Origin of the sequence: Halomicroarcula saliterrae, from assembly GCF_031624395.1 — an archaeon.
GTDB lineage: Archaea > Halobacteriota > Halobacteria > Halobacteriales > Haloarculaceae > Haloarcula > Haloarcula saliterrae.
Genome location: NZ_JAMQON010000005.1, coordinates 177826 through 196895 on the forward strand (window position 1 = coordinate 177826; position 19070 = coordinate 196895).

16 protein-coding genes are annotated in these 19070 nt (G+C 63.1%); 7 read left to right on the forward strand and 9 right to left on the reverse strand.

All coding sequences use genetic code 11. The features are described 5' to 3' along the window. Nucleotides 1-555: 555 nt before the first annotated feature. From NDI56_RS16985 to NDI56_RS17000, 4 genes are read left to right on the forward strand one after another with little or no spacing between them, the layout of a single operon-like run. Entirely contained in the window at nucleotides 556-1626 is a 1071-nt protein-coding gene (locus NDI56_RS16985) for an ABC transporter substrate-binding protein (RefSeq protein ID WP_310920866.1), read from the forward strand. Continuing rightward, entirely contained in the window at nucleotides 1623-2762 is a 1140-nt protein-coding gene (locus NDI56_RS16990; RefSeq protein WP_310920867.1) for an ABC transporter ATP-binding protein, read from the forward strand. Before NDI56_RS16985 ends, NDI56_RS16990 begins: the two co-directional genes overlap by 4 nt. A 2-nt stretch (nucleotides 2763-2764) precedes the next feature. Continuing rightward, on the forward strand, nucleotides 2765-3709 hold the full coding sequence (locus NDI56_RS16995; protein WP_310920869.1) for an ABC transporter permease: 945 nt from the start codon (nucleotides 2765-2767) through the stop codon (nucleotides 3707-3709). Next, the gene (locus tag NDI56_RS17000; protein ID WP_310920870.1) at nucleotides 3702-4532 is read left to right on the forward strand and encodes an ABC transporter permease; all 831 of its coding nucleotides are present in this window, start codon (nucleotides 3702-3704) and stop codon (nucleotides 4530-4532) included. The genes NDI56_RS16995 and NDI56_RS17000 overlap by 8 nt, the downstream gene beginning before the upstream one ends. 263 nt (nucleotides 4533-4795) lie before the next feature. On the opposite strand, the gene NDI56_RS17005 is transcribed toward NDI56_RS17000, so the two are convergent. Further along, complete coding sequence (locus NDI56_RS17005) at nucleotides 4796-5788, reverse strand: agmatinase family protein (RefSeq protein ID WP_310920872.1); 993 nt, start codon at nucleotides 5786-5788, stop codon at nucleotides 4796-4798. 249 nt (nucleotides 5789-6037) lie between these two features. Between NDI56_RS17005 and NDI56_RS17010 the strand changes: the two genes are divergently transcribed. Continuing rightward, nucleotides 6038-7243 (forward strand): GNAT family N-acetyltransferase, encoded by a 1206-nt coding sequence (locus tag NDI56_RS17010; RefSeq protein ID WP_310920873.1) that lies wholly within the window; start codon nucleotides 6038-6040, stop codon nucleotides 7241-7243. Between the two features lie 124 nt (nucleotides 7244-7367). Here the strand turns inward: NDI56_RS17010 and NDI56_RS17015 are convergent, their stop codons facing one another. The 4 genes from NDI56_RS17015 to NDI56_RS17030 form a co-directional block, all read right to left on the reverse strand. Beyond that, nucleotides 7368-8672 carry an MFS transporter gene (locus tag NDI56_RS17015; RefSeq protein WP_310920874.1) on the reverse strand — a complete coding sequence of 435 codons (1305 nt, stop codon included), beginning with the start codon at nucleotides 8670-8672 and terminating at the stop codon, nucleotides 7368-7370. 90 nt (nucleotides 8673-8762) lie between these two features. Further along, nucleotides 8763-9776 carry an agmatinase family protein gene (locus NDI56_RS17020; protein WP_310920875.1) on the reverse strand — a complete coding sequence of 338 codons (1014 nt, stop codon included), beginning with the start codon at nucleotides 9774-9776 and terminating at the stop codon, nucleotides 8763-8765. Nucleotides 9777-9967: 191 nt separating this feature from the next. Further along, a complete protein-coding gene (locus tag NDI56_RS17025; protein WP_310920876.1) occupies nucleotides 9968-10663 on the reverse strand; it encodes an MBL fold metallo-hydrolase in 696 nt (231 codons plus the stop codon). Then, on the reverse strand, nucleotides 10663-11646 hold the full coding sequence (locus NDI56_RS17030; RefSeq protein ID WP_310920878.1) for an agmatinase family protein: 984 nt from the start codon (nucleotides 11644-11646) through the stop codon (nucleotides 10663-10665). The genes NDI56_RS17025 and NDI56_RS17030 overlap by 1 nt, the downstream gene beginning before the upstream one ends. 265 nt (nucleotides 11647-11911) lie before the next feature. Between NDI56_RS17030 and NDI56_RS17035 the strand changes: the two genes are divergently transcribed. Then, entirely contained in the window at nucleotides 11912-12655 is a 744-nt protein-coding gene (locus tag NDI56_RS17035; protein WP_310920879.1) for a cysteine hydrolase family protein, read from the forward strand. A gap of 274 nt (nucleotides 12656-12929) precedes the next feature. Then, on the forward strand, nucleotides 12930-14480 hold the full coding sequence (locus NDI56_RS17040) for an amidohydrolase (RefSeq protein ID WP_310920880.1): 1551 nt from the start codon (nucleotides 12930-12932) through the stop codon (nucleotides 14478-14480). Between the two features lie 126 nt (nucleotides 14481-14606). On the opposite strand, the gene NDI56_RS17045 is transcribed toward NDI56_RS17040, so the two are convergent. The 4 genes from NDI56_RS17045 to NDI56_RS17060 all read right to left on the reverse strand — a co-directional run bounded on the left by NDI56_RS17045 (nucleotide 14607) and on the right by NDI56_RS17060 (nucleotide 18825). Continuing rightward, a complete protein-coding gene (locus NDI56_RS17045; RefSeq protein ID WP_310920881.1) occupies nucleotides 14607-15908 on the reverse strand; it encodes an MFS transporter in 1302 nt (433 codons plus the stop codon). A 401-nt stretch (nucleotides 15909-16309) separates the two neighbouring features. Further along, a complete protein-coding gene (locus NDI56_RS17050; RefSeq protein ID WP_310920882.1) occupies nucleotides 16310-16975 on the reverse strand; it encodes an HD domain-containing protein in 666 nt (221 codons plus the stop codon). 164 nt (nucleotides 16976-17139) lie between these two features. Next, nucleotides 17140-17946: an alpha/beta fold hydrolase gene (locus NDI56_RS17055; protein WP_310920884.1), complete on the reverse strand. Its 807-nt coding sequence runs from the start codon at nucleotides 17944-17946 to the stop codon at nucleotides 17140-17142. A gap of 228 nt (nucleotides 17947-18174) precedes the next feature. Next, on the reverse strand, nucleotides 18175-18825 hold the full coding sequence (locus tag NDI56_RS17060; RefSeq protein WP_310920885.1) for a hypothetical protein: 651 nt from the start codon (nucleotides 18823-18825) through the stop codon (nucleotides 18175-18177). Nucleotides 18826-19070 lie beyond the last annotated feature (245 nt).

Here is a 19070-nt window from a genome sequence, read left to right on the forward strand (position 1 = left end):
AGACCGGGTATCCCACTCGGGACGGGGTCTCAGTTATCTGTGGTACCGCAGTAGCCGGTACGGCCGTCGTCCCGGAGGTCGGCTGTGGAAGGCGTCCCCGATACTGGCCACGCCACTGACCGAACGCCGATGAAAGATTCGGCTGGTCGACCGACGGCTTCTCTCCGGGGCGAAATCCCTCGACTGTTGGCCCGAAACGTTGCAAATCCTGACGCACGTGCAAAAATTGAATATCACCGAATATATCGTCTTTGGAACGTACAATACTCATACAAAACCTCTAGAAGTTGAACGAATAAATGGAAATAAAGATAATAACTCAACATTGTAACTTCAACCGTGCCCGAGAGGCTCAAGCACGACCGGAGAAGCCCTATCTCTAAGAGGACGATTATATCCCTAAAAACGCCAAGAGATATACCTCGGTGTCGTATTTCAACCCATTAAAATAAACAAAGAGCTAATTAACGGGCAATTGCTGGATGCTTCTGGTGCATGAATCGCGATAACGATACGAACGTTGTGGGGAGTGCAGGACGCAGAAATTTCCTGAAGATGGCATCAGTGGGCGCCACGGCGGGGCTGGCTGGCTGTGGCTCAGTGTTCGGCTCGAACGACGGCCCAAGCTCACCGACCGAGAGCAATCCGCTCTCGGTGGAGTTCTTCGGCGGCGTTTTCAAGGAGGTTCTGGACAAGCAACTTGTCGCCCCGTTCGAGGAAGAGACCGGTATCCCGGTAGAGACCAGTGGCGGGACGAGCGCGAGCGAACCGGTACAGCTCCAGTCTGCAGTGAAGGCCGGCGAGGCACCCATCGACCTCGTCGTGGCGACGCCTATCAACCGGATTCGAGGCCAGCGGCTGGGTATCTGGCACACGTATGACCCCGGCGAACTCGAGAACAGTGACGTCGTCCTCGACGACTTGCTCCCGACGACGGACCAGGGGGAAGTCGTCGGGACCGGAGCGTTCGGCTGGTTCGCGACGCTGGTGTCCCAGACGGATCTCCTCGACGAACCACTGGACAGCTGGAGCGCCTTCTGGGACAGCCAGTACGAGGGGTCGCTCGCGCTGAGTGACAGCCAACGCTCCGGCATCATCGATATCACGGCCGAGATGTTCTTCGACGGCCGCGAGACGCTCCAGTCCCAGGACGGGCTCGTGCAGGTTCTCGAGAAGGTTCAGGAGCTCAAATCACAGGTGTCACTCTGGTACAACGGCGAGGCCGAGGCACAGCAGGCCCTCCTCGAAGAGAACGTCAGCGCGTCGTGGCTGTTCCACGACGTGACGCTGGTGATGGAGGACAACGGCGAGCCCGTCAAGTCGGTGTTCCCCTCGGAAGGCGCGGTCCAGAACGACGGCGCGTGGGTCATCCTCGACTCGACGAACTACCCCGAAGAGGCGATTCAGTTTATCGACTATTCGTTGCGACCCGACGTCCAGCAGAAGATCAGCGAGAACCTGTTCACCGCACCGGTCATCGAGGAATCGGCGCTGGACATGGGTGAAGACCTCTATTCGCGAGTGTACGGTCCCGGCCCCGAAGCGGCGATTCGACCGGACTACGAGATGTACCTCGACCGCGAGGAATGGCTTTCCCAGCGCTGGCGGGAGATGATTCTCTCATGACCAACCCGAAACATCTCGAACTCCACGGGCTTACCAAGGTGTACGACGGCTCCGTTCGCGCGGTCGACGACGTCGACCTCTCGGTCAGAGAAGGTGAGTTCGTGACGCTCGTCGGTCCCTCCGGGTGTGGGAAGTCGACGACGCTTCGGATGCTCGCCGGATTCGTCGAACCCACCGAGGGGACGGTCGAGATGAACTTCACCGACATCACGCAAGCGCCCCCGGACAAGCGCGACGTCGGGATGGTCTTCCAGTCGATCGCGCTGTTCCCGCACATGAGCGTAAAGGAGAACATCGCCTACGGGATGCGTGTCGCCGACAAGTCGTTCACCGAGTCGGAAGTCGACGAGCGCGTCACCGAGATGCTGGAACTCATCGAAATGCCCGGGTACGAGGACCGAATGCCCGAGCAGCTCTCGGGTGGGCAGTCCCAGCGAGTCGGCCTCGCGCGGGCACTGGCGCTCGAACCCGAGATGCTGTTGCTCGACGAGCCGCTGTCTGCTCTGGACGAGAAGCTGCGTGAACACATGCAGACCGAACTAACCCGGATACAGCGAGAGCTCGGCGTCACGACGGTGTTCGTGACGCACAACCAGGAAGAAGCCATGACGATGTCGGATCGGATCGTCGTCATGAACGACGGGAACTTCGAGCAGATCGGCACGCCCGAAGCCGTATACAACCAGCCGGAATCGGTGTTCGTCGGCGACTTCATGGGCAAGTCGAACGTCTTCAGCGGGCGGATGGTTCGGCAAGCCGACGACTTCGGCGTCTTCGACACGGACTTCGGCGAAATCGCCGCCGCGGCGGACGGGTTCACGGCCGACACGAGCGCGCAACTGCTCGTTCGGCCCGAGAACCTCTCGATCACGCGCCGGGACGAGGCCGAACCGGGCGCCGAAAACAGTCTGCACGGCGAAGTCGGGCTCGTCCAGCTGATCGGGTCGGTCGTCGAATACGAAGTCGAGACCGAGTACGGTCCGGTGACCGTGGAAGTCCAGTCCAGCGGGACGATCGACTTCGAGCGCGGCGACGAAGTGACGGTGACGTTCGACCCGGTCGACGTTCGGACCTTCGCCGAAAGCGACGATTCCGAGGCGCCGGACGCGGACGAAACTGTCGGGGTGGCATCGTGAGCTTGAGCGACACGATCGAGCGTGACTCCTTTCCGGGGCGTTCGGTCTCAGGCGCCAAAGAGTGGCTGAAATCGCACACGCGGGATATCGTCCTGGGCTACCCGCTCGTCATGCTTCTCGTCTTCTTTGTCGTGCCAGCGCTGTATCTCCTGGCCGTCAGCTTCTTCCCCCAACCGACCGGGGAGTACTACTCCATCGGGTTCACACTCGAACACTACCTCCGGTTCTTCTCCTCGTCTCTGTACCTGGGTTACCTGGGACAGACGCTGGAGTTCGCCGGACTGACGGCGGTCATCGCAACCGCGCTCGGCTACCCGATCGCGTACTGGATCGCGCGGACCGATTCGGCCGTACTCCGTAACCTCTACCTGTTGACCATCATCGGCTCGATGTGGTTAACCGTCATCATCCGCGCCTACGCGGTCCAGATCGTCTTCTCCGGGAACGGGCTGTTCAACCAGTTCCTGATGGGGCTCAACGTGATCGGGGAACCCGTGACGAGCGGGACCGGATACTTCACGGTCATGCTCGGCATGGTCTACGGGTTCCTCCCGTTCGCCGTCCTCACGATGTACACCAGCGTCCAGAACATAAACCCCGAACTGGAGGAGGCGTCCCGGAACCTCGGTGCGACGAAGCTACAGACGGTTCGGCGCGTGACGCTGCCGCTCTCTCGTAACGGGATAGCGGCGTCCGCGGCGCTCGTGTTCATCCTCTCTATCGGGTCCTACACTGTCCCGCTGCTGCTTGGCAACCCCAGCGAGTGGACGCTACCCGTTATCATCACCGACGTTATCCAGACGCAGCTGAATATCCCGTTCGGCTCCGCACTCGCGACTCTCATGACGGGACTGGTGATCGTCCTGTTCGCGATCATGGTGAAGTACCTCGGTCTGGGCTCCGAGCAACTCGTGGGCGACACCTACGAGGAGGAAGCAGATGGCTAACACTGACACCCCTCGACGGTCGGTCCCGAGCACAGACATCCTGAGCGGCCTGGGGTCGATAGTGGGACGCGGCTACGTCTCGTTCATGTATCTGGTGCTGGTGCTCCCGATGGTCATCATCCTCGGTGTCTCACTGACCGCGGGCGAGTACTTCTCGTTCCCGCCCGAGGGGCTCTCGCTCCAGTATTACACGCAGATACTCGGTTCGGCGAAGTGGTTGGACGCACTGCAGCTCTCGCTGACCGTCGCGACCGGCGCGTCGCTGGTGGCGACGTCCATCGGCGCCTGCCTCGCGTTCGCACTCAACCGCTACGATATCACGTACGGCAAGTTCGTCTGGGGACTGGGCGTTGTCCCGCTGCTCGTCCCGCCGGTCATCGTGGCGGTTGCCCTGATGAGTTTCTTCCTGCTGGTGGGGATCTGGGGGACGGTGTGGGCGATTATCCTCGCTCACGGGGTGGTCTTCTCGCCGTTCTCGTTCGTGCTCATCAGCTCCGGCCTCGACGAGATCGACAGCGCCGTAGAGGAGGTCTCGCGCAACCTCGGCGCGACGAAGTTCCAGACCCTTCGACGCATCACGTTCCCGCTCATCGCGTCGAACGTGTTCGTCGCCGTGCTGTTCACGTTCATCCTCTCGCTGAACGAGTACCTGATCGCGCTGCTCGTCGGTGGGCCCGCCCTGGACACGATTCCAGTCGTGATCTTCGCGAGCCTCCGGTACAACTACACGCCCGCGATCGCGTCGGTGAGCGTGCTCTACATGGCGCTGACGATAGGATTCGTCCTCGTCATCAACTATCGCCTCGACGGCCAGCTCTGGTGAGCAGCTGACCGTCGCCGGTTTTCGACTGCCGGAAACTGCGCACCCGTCACTCGCCGCACACGGCCTGTACACACGGCCGCTGTGCTATCGTGTCGTAGTGACTGCAGCGCTGTGTCGTCGCGTACGAGACCGCTCGCTCAGTCGAGCGCTGTCCGGCCTCGGTCGTCGACAGGCTCTTCTCGACCTCGCTCAGGAGTCACAGCCGGTCGCTCTCCTCGCACGCTCGAAAAAGTCGGATACCCCCAGTTTGCGCGTAGCGGTGCTCAGTCCCGGTAGAAGTACGACTGCATGAATCGCGAGAGCGCGTTCGCGCCCAGCATCGCCGTCGTGTCAGTCGGGTCGAGGGTCGGTGCGACCTCCATCAGGTCCATCGCACCGATGGCGTCGCACTCTCCGAGCACGTCCATGGCCTTGAGCAGCTGGTGGCTCGTCAACCCACCGGGCGACGGCGTCCCAGTCCCCGGCGCGTAGGACGGGTCGGTGACGTCGATGTCGACGGTCAGATAGACGTGGTCGACGTCCTCGGTGACGTGGTCGATCGCCCCCCGAACGCTCTCCTCGATCCCGTTCTCCTGGACTTCGTGGCCGTAGTCGACGTACAGCCCCTCGTCCTCGAGGATGTCGAGGAACTCCGTGTCCGTGTGGCCGCGGATGCCGACCATCGCGTGGTTCGCGTAGCTGCCGTACTCGGATTCGGCGATACGTGCCATGGGGGACCCGTGGTAGTGTCGGCCATAGAGGTCGTGATCGCCCCACGTGTCGGTGTGTGCATCCAGGTGCAAGAGCCCGACGTCCTCGCCGACTGCGTCGGCGTAGCCGACGAACGCCGGGTAGGTGATGTAGTGGTCCCCACCGAGCAACACGGGCATCGTCGACCGACTGACTACCTCAGTGAAAGCCCTGACGAGGTCGAACGTCGCCGTGATATCGTTCGGGACCACTGGCGCGTCGCCACAGTCACGGAACGTCACCGAGTCGTACGACGCGACCCGACCGGTCGCGACTGTGTGGCGCTCGTCCTCGGACTGGAAGGTCCAGCTGTGACGGTCAGTCGCCTCCCGTAACGCAGCCGGGCCATACCGGGTCCCGGGCTTGTTCGAGACGCCACCGTCGAAGGGGACACCGAAGGCCGCAGCGTCGACGTCCGCGGTGAGGTCGTCAGGCTCCGACGGCTCCGCGCCGAAGAAGGTCTTGATACCAGCGTATCCGGGCGATCCCGCGCTCCGATACCGTGGCTCCGTCTCTGACTTTGCCATACGGTTTCCACTCCGAAGCGGGACATAAATTTATGTACGGCCAATCTGAACCCCGATTATATGATAAACAGTCCTAATACGCCCCTATAATTCAACAAGCTCGGGAAAATTCATGGATACAACGGCAAATACTGGGTTTCGGCTGGAGGAATTAAAAGACGATACGAGACATTCGGGGGAAAGCTCTTAGGCGAATTCTGGTAGGTCCCTGTATGGATCGTACCCAGCACGGAGGCTGTACACCGTAATATGACCGCACTGGAATATCGCGAGATGGGGTCGGAAGAAGACGAACTGTTCGACTCGTACATGAAATACGGCTTTCGTCCGGAACGCGGCCCGACCGAATACGACCCGGACGACGTTCGTCGACCGGTCGGGGCTCGACGCGGTCTCTTTCGGCCCGGCGAGGAGGCGCCGGTCAGCGTCTGTCGACACTACTGGCTCGATATGAGGGTCCGCGGAGAGGCGCTCCCTGGCTCGGGACTGACATCGGTCATAACGCCACCGGAGCACCGTCGGGGTGGCTACGTGACTCGCCTGCTCGACGAAGCGCTCGCGGAGTACCGCGAGCGCGGCCGGCTCCTCTCCGTGCTCTGGCCGTTCGACTACGGCTTCTACCGGTCGTTCGGCTGGGACACCGCGAACGACAAGCGCACCTACGAGTTCACGCCGTCGGCCCTCGCCGCTGTGGCCGACCGAGTCGACGGGGGGACGTATCGCCGACTATCGTTCGACGAACTGTCCGCACTCGAACCGGTGTACGAGAGTCACGCGAGCAGATACTCGCTGACTATCGACCGCGACCAGGCGTGGTGGCGCCACCGCGTCTGCCGGGCACATCCGGAGGAGCCGTTCGTCTACCTCTGGAGCCGCGACGGCGAGCCCCGTTCGTATATCATCTACGAGTTCGAGGGCGATCACCACGAGCGCACGATGGTCGTCAGGGAGTTCGGCTACACCGACATGGGAGGCCTCGACGCGGTTCTCGGGTTCTGTCACAACCACGACTCGCAGGCCGATCGGATACGGATCGACGCTCCCGACACCCCGATATTACGGGATCGCCTCCCCACTCCGGACGACGTGGACTGCGAGCTACACACCGGAGCGATGGTCCGAATCGTCGACGTCGAAGCGACACTCAGTTCGCTGCCGTACCCCGATACCGACGCACAGATCACCATCGCTGTCAGCGACGACACGGCCGACTGGAACGACGATACGTTCGTCCTCGACGTTTCCCCGGATAGCGTGACCTGCCGCGCTGTCGGGGACAGCCGCGACCCTGACGTCGGGCTCGATATCGCTGCGCTGACACAACTGGCTATCGGGTACCGGTCGGTCACCGAACTCTCCCGGTGCGGTCGCCTGCAGACCGCCTCACCCACAGTGACGGACACACTCGGCGAGCTGTTTCCGAAGACGACGGTGTACCTCCCGGACGGCTTCTGAAGCGGCCGGCCGCGTTCGCTGCCTCCTCGCGACACGGCGCCGAGTCGCCCGTGTGGCGTAGAGGTCGGGGGCCGACTGGTAGACCGATCTGTGCGGCGCAAATAACGGGTGCGCCCGGTCGGACTCAGTCCTCGACGTCCGCCGGAGTCACTGTCTTCGGTCCGCTGCCGTCGACCGACGCCGTTTCAGGGAGCACGCGACCCGTGTATCGGTACATCCCGACGACCAGCACGACGATCGCCAGCAGCGGCATCACGGCCGCAGTGACGTACACCGGCGCGAAGCCGACGCGGTCGATCAGCGGGAGTGCGACGACCGGGCCGAGTCCGCCACCGATGTCGCTGAAAAGGTTCGTCGTCCCGCTCGCACGGCCCATCCGGTCAGCCGGCGTCAGATCTGCCAGCAGTGCCATCATCGGTCCGAGCGTCCCGCCCATCCCCGTCCCCATCAACAGACACGCGGGAACGACCGTCCAGACCGACGTCGCGCGTGACAGTACCACGAAGCCACTCGCCAGCAGACACAGGAACAGTATCACGGCGGGTACACGGGAGTCTGCGGCGTCACTCAGGGAACCGCCGAGGAACATGAACACCGCCGCAGAGAGCACTGTCATCGCCATGAACACGCCCGACGAGCCCTGCGCATCGAACCCCAGGACACCGATAGATTCCGCCTCGAGGAAGAGCACGAGCGACGCGAACAGGACGCCCATGTAGGCGAACCACGTCGCCGCGTTCAGCAGGCCGACGGTGACCGTCGGGAGGCTGACGTCGACGTCCCACGGATCGACGGCGCGCGTGCTCTCCGCGGAGACGTGCGTCTCGGGGACGGTAGCGTACGCTAGCACGGTCGCGACCACCGCGAATCCGAAGGCGAGGCCGAAGGCCGTCCTGTTGCCGGCGAGCTCGCTGATGACGCCACCGAGCAACAGCCCGAGCGGGAACCCGAGGATGCTCCCGCCCCGTATCAGTCCCATACTGCGACCGCGCGAATCGGACGCGGTCACGTCCGCGGCGATGGTGTGGGAGGTGGCGAACGTGAGCGCGCTGGCGGCACCGAGGAGGACGCGGGCGCCGAAGAACCACGCCTCGGGCATCGGTGCGCCGAGGCTGACCACGTATCCCAGCGTCGCGACCGCCTGCAGTCCGAGGCCGGCGACAAACGGCGTGCGCGCCCCGAACTTGTCGACCAGCGCCCCCGCGGGTGCGTTGGCGACGAGCCGCGCGAAGCGGTTTGCGCTCAGGATGAGGCCGACCAGAAACGGCGAGATGCCGAGGACGGACCCCAGAGCCGGGAATATCGGGAAGACGACGCCACCACCGAAACCGACGAAGAGTGTGCTGACAACGACGGAAGCGATGACGACCCGGGGCGATGGCTCCCCGTCGTCGCTCTCGCCGGGGTCGGCAGGTGCTGTGGCGGTCATTCGGTCACCCACCAGCAAATATCGGTCGCCCGATTCCGGCCGGGCGCACCCGCTCGCCGAAACCAGCTGTCGGAGGCTCGCATCGTATCGCTACTGCGCCTTGTCGTGAAATCGGGCTTCGAGGAACCGTGAAAGTGCGTTCGACCCGAGGAGCGACGTCGTGTTAGTCGGATCGATGCGTGGCGCGACCTCCATGAGGTCCGCAGCGCCGATCGCGTCACACTCCCCGAGCAGGTCGACGGCGCGAAGGAACTGGTCGCTGGTCAGCCCACCGTGTTCGGGCGTCCCCGTCCCGGGTGCGAACCCGGGGTCGACGACGTCGATGTCCATGGTGAGGTAGACGTGGTCGGCCTTCGTGGTGACGTGGTCGATGGCTCCCTGGATACTCGATTCGATCCCTTTCTCGTGGACGTCGCGGGCGTAGTCCACGTAGATATCTCGTTCCGCCTGAATCTCGAGGAACGATGGCCGCGAGTGGCCTCGAATGCCGACCATCGCGTGGCGGTCGTAGCTCCCATGTTCGGACTCGTCGATACGGGCCATCGGCGACCCGTGGTAATGTTTCCCGTAGAGGTCGCTGTCGTCGGAGGTGTCGGAGTGGGCGTCCAGATGGATCAGACCGATATCTTCACCGACCGCGTTGGCATACCCCACGAACGCTGGATAGGTGATGTAGTGGTCCCCCCCAAGCACGACCGGCATCGTCTCCGTGGCGACCTGCTCGACGTAGTCGACGACGAGCCGTCCCGTCTTCTCGATGTCGTTGGGCACGGTCGGGGCATCACCGCAGTCCCGGAGGGTGACGGAGCTGTAGTCGGCCGTCCGTTCGGTCGGAAGCGTCACCGACTCGCCCTCGGAGTGGAAGCGGCGACCCTGCCACGCACTCGCTTCACGGAGTCCCGATGGCCCGTGGCGGGTGCCCGGTTCCCTCGTGACCCCGCCGTCGAAGGGGACGCCGACGAACCCCGCGTCGACGTCGCCCGACAGGTCGGCCGGCTCACACTGGGGTGCTCGGAGGAACGTCTCGATCCCGCCGTAGCTCGTTCCGTAACTATCACCGCTCGCTACTGTCTCGTCACGTTCCGCTGAGTCGTTTTCACTCATCCACCACAACGAATTGCCGTTATTGTATTAAAGCACCCGTACAAGGAATATATATTGTGGATTGAACCAATTAGTTCCAAGATTATCCAGATATCTGGGCTATTATCACTTAAACATTTAATTCTGTAGTGTGACTACTCCTCCGGACTGTCTGTCGCTGAGAAAACGTGGCGGTTCGACCGTTCCTGACGTCAGTCCGGGTCGTCCCAATCGCCCTTGTTGGGGAAGTCGACGAAGTCGTCGAGTTTCCCGCGAGCGTCCTCGAAGACCGACGAGCCGTGGAAGACGAGCCCCACGTCGAACGCGTACTGCTGCAACCGTTCGAGATTCCGTTCGGCGGCGACGAGGTCGTCCGAGTAGATTCCCTCGACGAGGACGAAGTAGCCGGCCGGGAGGCCGCGCCAGTCGGCACCGAGAACCGCGTCGCCCATGACCGCGAGGTCGCGGTCGGGCGCGACCAGTGCGTAGTTGTCGACGGAGTGGCCCGGGACGTGGACGGCCGTGAACGGCCCGACGGTATCGTCGTGACTGTAGCGGTGGTCAGGGTCGTTGTCTGCCGCCAGTGTGGACTCCTCGGGGACCCACGTCGTCGTGTCGTAGCGGTCGACGACGGCGTCGAATCCACCGTCGTGGTCGGGGTGAGCGTGCGTTACAATCAACCGCTCCGGTTCGATACCGACGCGCTCTATCCGGTCTATGAGCGTCTCGCTCGTCTCCGGGAGGCCGCAGTCGACCAGCGTCGGTCGGTCCCAGTCGAACAGATAGGCCCGGTACCGAGCCGGCTCGACCGTGAGCGTCAGGTCGTAGACGCCGTCTCCGAGTTCGGTGACCGGCTTGACAGTGTCCGGGCGACCCCGACGACTCGCGTGGTCCTCGCTGTCGGTCATCAGCAGAACCGTCGTTCGAGGAACCGAGCGATTGCCATCGAACCGAGCATCGCCGTCGAATCGGTCGGGTCGAGTCTCGGGGCGACCTCCATCAGGTCCATCGCCGCGATGTCGGAGCACGCGCCCAGCCTGTCCATCGCCAGCAGGAGTTCGGAACTGGTCAGCCCGCCGGGCTCCGGCGTGCCGGTCCCGGGCGCGAACGCGGGGTCGACGGCGTCGATATCGACGGTCAGATAGACGGCGTCCGTCCCGTCGGTGGCGTGCTGGATAGCGTGCTCGATAGCGGTCTCTATCCCCTTCTCGCGGATGTCGCGTGCGTAATCGACGTGGATGCCCCGCTCCGAAACGAGCTCGGGGAACCCGTCGCGTTCGTAACACCGTATCCCGACCATCGCGTGGGTCTCGTAGCTGGCGTCGGGTAGCTCGTCGATGCGAGCCATCGGCGAACCGTGCCAGTGGTCGCCGTATATCTCGGAGCCGTCGCTCGTGTCCGAGTGAGCGTCCAGATGAATTAGCCCGATATCACCGTCGACAGCGTTTGCGACCCCGGCGAAGGAGGGGTAGGTGATGTAGTGATCCCCGCCCAGCACGACCGGGAACGCCGATTCGGTGACGGCCTGGACGTACGCGGCAACCTGGTCGCGAGTGCGCTCGACATCGTTGGGAATCGTCGGCGCATCCCCGCAGTCACGCATCGCGATGTCGTCGTAACTGACGTGGCGGTCGGTGTCGACGTTGTGCGCGCCCGCCGGTCCGCCGGCGAACGTCGATTGCCAGCTGCTCGCCGCTCGCAGGGCACCTGGTCCGTAGCGCGTCCCCGGTCGCCGCGAGACGCTGCCGTCGAACGGGACACCGACGAAGCCGACGTCGACGTCGTCAGTGAGCTCGTCGGGGTCCTCGGGCGCTGCGCCGAAGAAGGTGTCAATACCAGCGAAAGTGAGGTCCGGCGGACGGGTGGTCGGTTCTCTGATGTCGTTTGTCATTTGTATTCCGTATCGTCTGGCCGGTCGCGTGCCGGCTGACGGATACGGATGCATCTGGCTGACATCCGGAATAAACGCTGTCCATAAGCTATCGCATCGTCTCGTATGTTCACAGGGAGGTACAGGCGTGTGGTCACCCGTTGGGAGGTCTATCCACGTCTTCGAAGAATATTAGGGGGCAATGGGAGCCAGCCACACCTCTGATGTGTGCCGGTGTAACATAGGGGAACGCTGAAGCGTTGCTTTCCGGAACACGACGATTACGATGCTCCCACCCACGGACGCACCGATTGGTACCACACCGGCACTGATAGTCGTCGACGCACAGGGTGGCTCACCTGACGTGGGCACCGACAGCCCGATGACCTCCGACTCGGGGTCGCTCCCGGGCGGCCGCGAGGCGGTCATCGAACAGATCAACGAAGTCGTCGGACACGCTCGTGACGCCGATGTCCCGATTATCTGGGGGAAAGAGGTCCATCGCCCCGACTTCGCCGACTACGGTGCCGAGTACGACTCCTGTGAACCCGAACACGCGATCGCCGGTGACGACGGGACACGGCTCGACGACCGACTCGTCGTCGACGAGGACGAACTCCCGCCGGCAGAGTACGTCGTCGGCAAGCAGCGGTACAACTTCTTCCACCGGACGGATATCGACCACATCCTCAGGACGTACGACGTCGACACCGTAATCCTCGTCGGCTTCATGACCCACATCTGTGTCCACTACACGGCACACGGTGCCCACGAACACGACTACGCCTACCGCGTCGTCGAAGAGGGCACCGCCTCACCGACACAGGAGCTCCACGAGATCGGGCTTCGGATGTTGCGGTACCTCCAGCCCCGCGGCGTCCGTAATCGCGACGAGGTCACGGCCGCTCTCGACGACTACGAGGGCAACCCGGTCGTCCGCCGGGTCAAAGAGACCGGGCTCGTCCACCCCGACACCGGTCCAGTCCAGCCACTGGACGGCGACCCGGACCCGCTCCGACCGTCGGAGTGAGGCTGCGCTCTAGTGCTCTCTGAACCATGACGACTTCGACAAAACGGGTCACCCGGGGCCAGCCACCCAGTAACCGCCCACACTGGTGCAGGCGACGCTTGACCGGGCCCACGAACGAACCGACAGCAGACCGCGTGTTGCCGTCGCGTGCGGCGGACTGGGGCCGCGTGTCCCGCCGGAGCTTGACGGCACCCTATCCGCTCCACGCCCGGAGGCGGGCGGGGACGGGTTTGCGGCGACTGACCGAACAGCTGCTTCTCCACAGGGTCCCACGATGAAATCGACACGGAATCTCGTTCTCACGAACGGTCGAATCCATCCACTGACGGGCGACGAGCCGGTCGAGAAGCTCCTCGCACAGGACGGAGAGATCGCCAGTGTCGGTACCGCCGACGGGCTCAACCGCGCGAGCGGCGCCGAGACGACGACGATAGACCTCGGCGGGCGGACCGTACTGCCCGGGTTCGTCGACGCACACACCCACATGGAAGTTATCGGCCAGTACCAACTGGAGGCCGACCTCACCGATGCGAGCTCCCCCAGCGACTGTCTGGAGCGACTCGGATCGCTCCGTGACGAGCGCCGCGGGACCGATGACGAGTGGATACTTGGTTTCGGCTACGACGAGAGCAACTGGGGCGGTGACTACCTCAGTCGTGACCAGCTCGACGAGGTGAGTACGGCCCGCCCGGTCATCGCCTACCGTGAAGATATGCACCTCGCGTCGGTCAACAGCGTGGTCCTCGACCGCTACGGCGACGAGTTGCCCGGCGACGACACGCGTACTGCGGGCGGCGAGCCGACGGGCGTGCTCGTCGAGGAAGCGGTCAACGTGCTCCGGGAAGCTACCAGCGCCGACCCCGACCGTACCCGCCAGTATCTCCTTGCGGCACAGGAGTACGCCAATCGTCGCGGCGTGACGACCGTCCACGACATGGTCCGGCGGTCTCACGCGCCGCGGGTCTACCGCGACTTAGACAGTGCGGACGAACTCACTCTCCGCGTTCGCGTGAATTACTGGCGGGACCACCTCGATGCGGTGCTGGAGACGGGGCTACGGAGCAATCACGGCTCCGACCGTGTCCGGATGGGCGGTATCAAGACGTTCACCGACGGCAGCATCGGCGGACGAACCGCCCGCCTCTCGGAACCGTACGCGGACGCCGGGTCGGGCGATTCGCCGCCTGACGAGCGTGGCGACTGGGTGGTCGACCCCGAACAGCTGGCGGAACTGGTCGAACGCGTCGACGACGCCGGCCTCCAGATGACCGCTCACGCCATCGGCGACGAGGCGATCGCTGCGACGTTGGACGCCTACGACAACACCGACGGCGAGCGCCACCGGGTCGAGCACGCGGAGGTACTCACGGACCCGCTAATCGAGCGGCTGGCCGCTGCTGATATCGTCGTGAGTGTCCAGCCGAACTTCCTGAAGTGGGCCCGGGAAGATGGACTGTACACGCGACGTCTCGGCGACGAGCGTCGCCTCGCCTCCAATCGCTTTGGCGACCTTCAGGCGGCCGGGGCCACGCTCGCGTTCGGCAGCGACTGTATGCCGCTCGCCCCGCTGTTCGGCATCGCGCAGGTGGTCGATGCACCGTCGCCCGAACAGCGGCTGTCGGTGACCGACGCACTGCGTGCGTACACCGTCGGCGCCGCGTACGCTGGCTTCGACGAGGAGCGTCTGGGCACTATCGAAGTCGGCAAGTCCGCCGACTTCGTCGTCCTCGAGGAGTCGCCCTGGGAAGCCGACGACATCGCCGACATCGACGTCGAAATGACGGTCGTCGGTGGCGACATCGTCTACGACGGGCGCGATCACTGAACGTCGCGCCACCAGTTCTCAGACGGGATATCCATCTTCGGCGCTGCTTCCCGCAGGCCGACCTCACCGAGCGTTCGTGATCTCTCGCTCAGCAAGTCAAGGGATTCTCGACGGGAGTTATGCTTTTCACTCCCGAGAGTCCGACGTTTGCGCGTGAACGTCGAGTTTCTCCGGCCCCACGTCTTTCACCGCTGGAACGCCACGTAACGGCGACCGAAGCGCGAAATAGAGACCGGCGAACCCGAATCCCCCAGCGGCTAGTCCCATCGTCGCCACCGTCCCCAACTGTTCTGCGAGGAGACCACCGACTAGCGAACCGATTGGCAGCGTGCCTGTGGATACCGTACCTTTGATAGCGGACACCCGGCCGAGCTGGTCGGCGGGGAACACCTTCTGACTCAACGTTTCGAGCATAACAGCGTCGATGCCAGCCGAAACCCACGCCAGACCAAACAGCACGACGGTGAGGACGACCGATGGCGAACCGACCGACCCGACCCAGAGCAGCGCTGAGAACACGTAGGTGATCGGCTTGAACCGACCGTAGGCCAGATGGGTCAGGCGTGATGCGGACACCGACCCCACAACTCGTCCGATACCGAGCGCCCCCAGCAGGAGCCCGTAGATAGCCGGTCCACCGAGCATCTCTCCGAACGCTGGGAGGATTGCGAGCGTTACGCCGACGGCGAAGTTGAACACTGCGGAAGTACCCATAATCTCCACAAACACGGTCCCTCGGAGCACGTCTACTCCCTCCCGCAGGTCTGCGAGGTACGTTGCGGTGGCTGACTCGCCGGCTCCGTCGCTGTCGTCGTCGACGACCGGAATCAGCATTCCGGAGAACAGGAGCCCTGCTACCGCGAAGGTGAACGTATCGAGGAGGAACAGCGTCGTCACTCCGAAGGCGGCGATGAGCAGTCCACCCATCGCATCGAATACCATATCGAGTCCGTGCGTGATGGTCGTGAGCGCCGAGTTACTCCGCGACAACTGGTCTTCGGGGACGATTCGCGGGACGACCGTCGCCCGTAGCGGGTCCGCAACGAGGGTCATCAGCGACAGGACTGGAATCGTTACGAAAACGAGTGGAACGCTCAACGCTCCGGTAGACGCTGCGACGGTGAGCACGAGGATGGCACCGCCCTGCACCACCTGCGTCCCGACCAGCACGTGTTTGATTGGGAGCCGATCAATAAGGGGTCCAGCAGCGATCTGCAACAGGAACGGGAGGAGCAACAGCGAGTTCGCGGCGCCGGTCAAGAACGTGGAGCCACTGAGCTCGAAGACGGCCCAGAGGATAGCGACACTGTAGAGACTATCTCCGGCGTTCGTCACGAACTGGCCGACGAAGAACCGCAGGAAATCTCTGTTTTTCCAGAGCGGCGGAGACGCTTCCCTCTGGCTGTGGTCGTCACTCCGTGCTCTCATATCCCTCTCACCTCGCGTTCTCGCGCGACAGGGAGCACCTGAGGGTGTGCCTGCAGTGGCTGCTTCCGACGTGTCAACCGGGGGCGGTCTGTGTCGTGAGTCGGTACGTCTCTCTTTTCGTCCTGATAGAGGGGTCTCGGCGGCGTGATGTCGAGCGACATTTGCGTGGTTGCTCGTCGGGCGGACGTTGCGACTACGGAGTCCGTAGCGTAGCGACCCGGGTGCTGCAGCTATCCGGCCCAGTTGGCGGCCGGCCGCGGGAGGGGTACAAAAATAGGTCGGCCGATACGTCGCCGGGTCATATGCCGCTCGTTTGAACTGTCTAGATAATCATCTTCATATATTTATCGCCTCTCACGAGCGACAGAACCGCTTTCACAGGGTATCTAATCAGGATGTTGTCACGTGTCTGTCGCTGCGCCCGTTTCCCGGGCGAACTGCGCGAAAAAGCGCTCCATGAACTCCCACCGGGACTCGCCGAGCTGTCGGCCTGGAGCGGTGTACAATGCATCGAGACGCTCTCGTGCCCACTCCCGTAACAGGGCAATGTCCGGTCCCTCGGGGCGGGCCCCGTCGAGTGTGGTCGCGTCATCGATGACGGCATACTGATCGCCGGTTCGTCCCGAGCGTTCACCGACGATACAGGTCAGGCGAACGAGCCCGACAGCACCGGCCGCATCGAGCTTGTCAGCGTCGAAGAGCAACTTCGCCTCGGGTGTCTCGGGTGGTGGTGAGCTCGAACGGATGCTGTGGGTCCGCAGACAGTGCTCGATGGCGGTAATCCGCTCGGCCGTCACGTCCTCCTCCGCGAGAAGGGGCAATACTTCGTTCGCGGCCCAGTCGCCGTGGTCGTCGATCTCCCCGACACGCTCGCGTGGTCGGCCGACATCGTGCAACCACGCCGCGGCCGCTAGAACGCCTCTATCGACCGGACCGGGATGCTGGTCCGCCAGCTGTACGGCGACGTCACGGACTCGCTTCGCGTGGAATATATCGTGTGCCGGGAGGGCCTCCGCGTAGTATGGTCGCGATAGCTCGCGGGCGCGGGGACCGATTCTGGAGGGCATTATCGTCGGGTCGTACGCCAGTCAATCATTTATTGAACAGGTTTGACGCGGACGGGACCGTCCGAAGTGTCCTCAGCGCCGCTTCCAGCGCGATACGTGCCAGACTCGTCTCACGAAGCCCACAAGAACCGCGATGACTTGCGGCCTGGTTTCTGTGGCCACTACTAGCGGCTGCTCTCCGGAGCCACCGTCTCTTGTCGCTCGATGAAGGATCGAACCTTCGGTATCACGCGACCCGGCGCTTCTGCCGGGCCGCCGTGGCCGACGCCCTCAATCTCGAGAAGGTGGTCGCCCGGGAGGGCCGCATCAACTGCGCGGATCCCGTCCCGGAGATGCGGTGGTCCCTCTGTTCCAGTTAGCAGGAGTGTGGGTGCGGTGATATCCAGTGACTCAGGGAGGCGGTAGCCCTCGATCGCGCGATTGATTCGGGCGATATTCTCCGTCAGAGCGACGATGTCCGGCCACGGCGGCCACTCGGCGAGCCATCCGTCGAGGTCGTCGATGTCGCCGCCGTGCATGACCTCTCGAACGTAGAACTTCATCGCCTGGCGGGGTTCGCCGTCGTCGATTCGTGCCTGCATTTGCGACGCGAGATCGGCCTGCTCTCTATATTCTCCGACGAGGACCGCCGGCTCGTACGCGACGAGTTTCTCTACAGAGGCTGTCCGAGCAGTCTCGATCGCCAAGAGGCCACCGAACGAATGCCCGAAGAGAATCGGGTCGTCGTCGACAGCATCGATAACTGCACGAACATCCTCGGCTCCTCGGGAGAGAGTATACTCGTCACTGTCACCGCTTTCGCCAACTCCGCGCCGATGGGGAACGATGACCGTATAGTCCTCAGCAAAACGCGGGATTACCGGTCGCCAATACTGGGGGGCGGACCCACCGTGTAGCAGGATAAGCGGTGGTCCATCTCCGTGTTGCTCAAAAGCGATATCAGTACCGTCTGTCGAAGTCACAGTCTGCATTGTTGCGTTCTTTGTTCTCCGCATAGACGGCGAATACCTGTCTCTCAGCCGTTCGGCGTTTTATATGGGGGCAAATATCTACGTCTGTGGTACTATCGAGTAGGCCACCCGTTGTCGATTCTGTTGAATTTTTCTGCGCTCTGTCGACGTGTGGAGCAATCACGAACGGACACCGGACTACGAGCGGTTCGAGCGCCGCCAAAGCGGTGAAGCGATTGATTTCTCCGCTCAGAGCTCGAACTGCACGTCGCGCTCACCGACCGTGAATCCCTGAGCCGCGAACGCAGCATCGCGGTATCGTTCTGCGAGTACCTGCTGTGGCACGCGGCGGAGGCCGAAACGCCGGTTAGACGTGTACTCGACGTCGATAATGGTCTGTTCGCCGGCATCACTGATTGTCGCGGTGTACGTCGCCCAGGGGGTTCCCTTCACCGTGATCTCTAGTTCGACTCGGTGCTGCCCGTTTGGGGTGGTTTCTGCCCGAGTACGGACAGTCGGTACGACAGAGCGCAATCCGAACAGATACGAGGTCGGATATGACGGTGCGCCGTCTTCCGTGACGACTTCGTCAGCGACTCCCCACTGCAGTGCGAGTACCGGCGGAGTCGGACCCGTGAGCGCGTCGAGAACAGTCTCGGGGTCGTCATCGGTTCGCAGCTGCACCGTTCCCGTAGACTGCAGTATCGGAGCGCGTGCGATGACGACCAGTACTGCGGCGACGACGACTGCTGGGAGGAGTGAGGTCGTAACGTACGTCCCGAGGAACAGTGACACCACGAGCGTTACGATAAGTGCACTAACGAGACGCTCACGTCTGAGGTATCGTCTGGCGACGCGCAGAGCCTCCTGCGGTCGTTCGATAGTATCGTTGGAGGGCATCGTAAGAGTCCGCTCTTCCTGGTTCATTAGCTCTGGTGAAATACGCTGCACGTCTTACAGGCTAGTTTCCCGACGCGCAACTGTCGTCGCTAAGAGGAGACAGCCGAGCATCCCACTGACCCAAACGATGATTCCGACGACTGCTGACTCTCGTATCCCGAACGGGACATAGAGGCACGCTGTGCCGGCGTATACTGGCGTGCTGGCTAATGCGGGGTACCACTCCGAGAGACAGGACTGGGAGA

Coding starts and splice junctions, on each gene's coding strand:
- NDI56_RS17015 (WP_310920874.1), bottom strand. CDS start 8,672: ATGACCGCCACAGCACCTGCCGACCCCGGCGAGAGCGACGACGGGGAG.
- NDI56_RS17000 (WP_310920870.1), top strand. CDS start 3,702: ATGGCTAACACTGACACCCCTCGACGGTCGGTCCCGAGCACAGACATC.
- NDI56_RS17025 (WP_310920876.1), bottom strand. CDS start 10,663: ATGACCGACAGCGAGGACCACGCGAGTCGTCGGGGTCGCCCGGACACT.
- NDI56_RS17045 (WP_310920881.1), bottom strand. CDS start 15,908: ATGAGAGCACGGAGTGACGACCACAGCCAGAGGGAAGCGTCTCCGCCG.
- NDI56_RS17060 (WP_310920885.1), bottom strand. CDS start 18,825: ATGCCCTCCAACGATACTATCGAACGACCGCAGGAGGCTCTGCGCGTC.
- NDI56_RS17050 (WP_310920882.1), bottom strand. CDS start 16,975: ATGCCCTCCAGAATCGGTCCCCGCGCCCGCGAGCTATCGCGACCATAC.
- NDI56_RS17020 (WP_310920875.1), bottom strand. CDS start 9,776: ATGAGTGAAAACGACTCAGCGGAACGTGACGAGACAGTAGCGAGCGGT.
- NDI56_RS17030 (WP_310920878.1), bottom strand. CDS start 11,646: ATGACAAACGACATCAGAGAACCGACCACCCGTCCGCCGGACCTCACT.
- NDI56_RS17010 (WP_310920873.1), top strand. CDS start 6,038: ATGACCGCACTGGAATATCGCGAGATGGGGTCGGAAGAAGACGAACTG.
- NDI56_RS17055 (WP_310920884.1), bottom strand. CDS start 17,946: ATGCAGACTGTGACTTCGACAGACGGTACTGATATCGCTTTTGAGCAA.
- NDI56_RS17035 (WP_310920879.1), top strand. CDS start 11,912: ATGCTCCCACCCACGGACGCACCGATTGGTACCACACCGGCACTGATA.
- NDI56_RS16990 (WP_310920867.1), top strand. CDS start 1,623: ATGACCAACCCGAAACATCTCGAACTCCACGGGCTTACCAAGGTGTAC.
- NDI56_RS16985 (WP_310920866.1), top strand. CDS start 556: ATGGCATCAGTGGGCGCCACGGCGGGGCTGGCTGGCTGTGGCTCAGTG.
- NDI56_RS17005 (WP_310920872.1), bottom strand. CDS start 5,788: ATGGCAAAGTCAGAGACGGAGCCACGGTATCGGAGCGCGGGATCGCCC.
- NDI56_RS17040 (WP_310920880.1), top strand. CDS start 12,930: ATGAAATCGACACGGAATCTCGTTCTCACGAACGGTCGAATCCATCCA.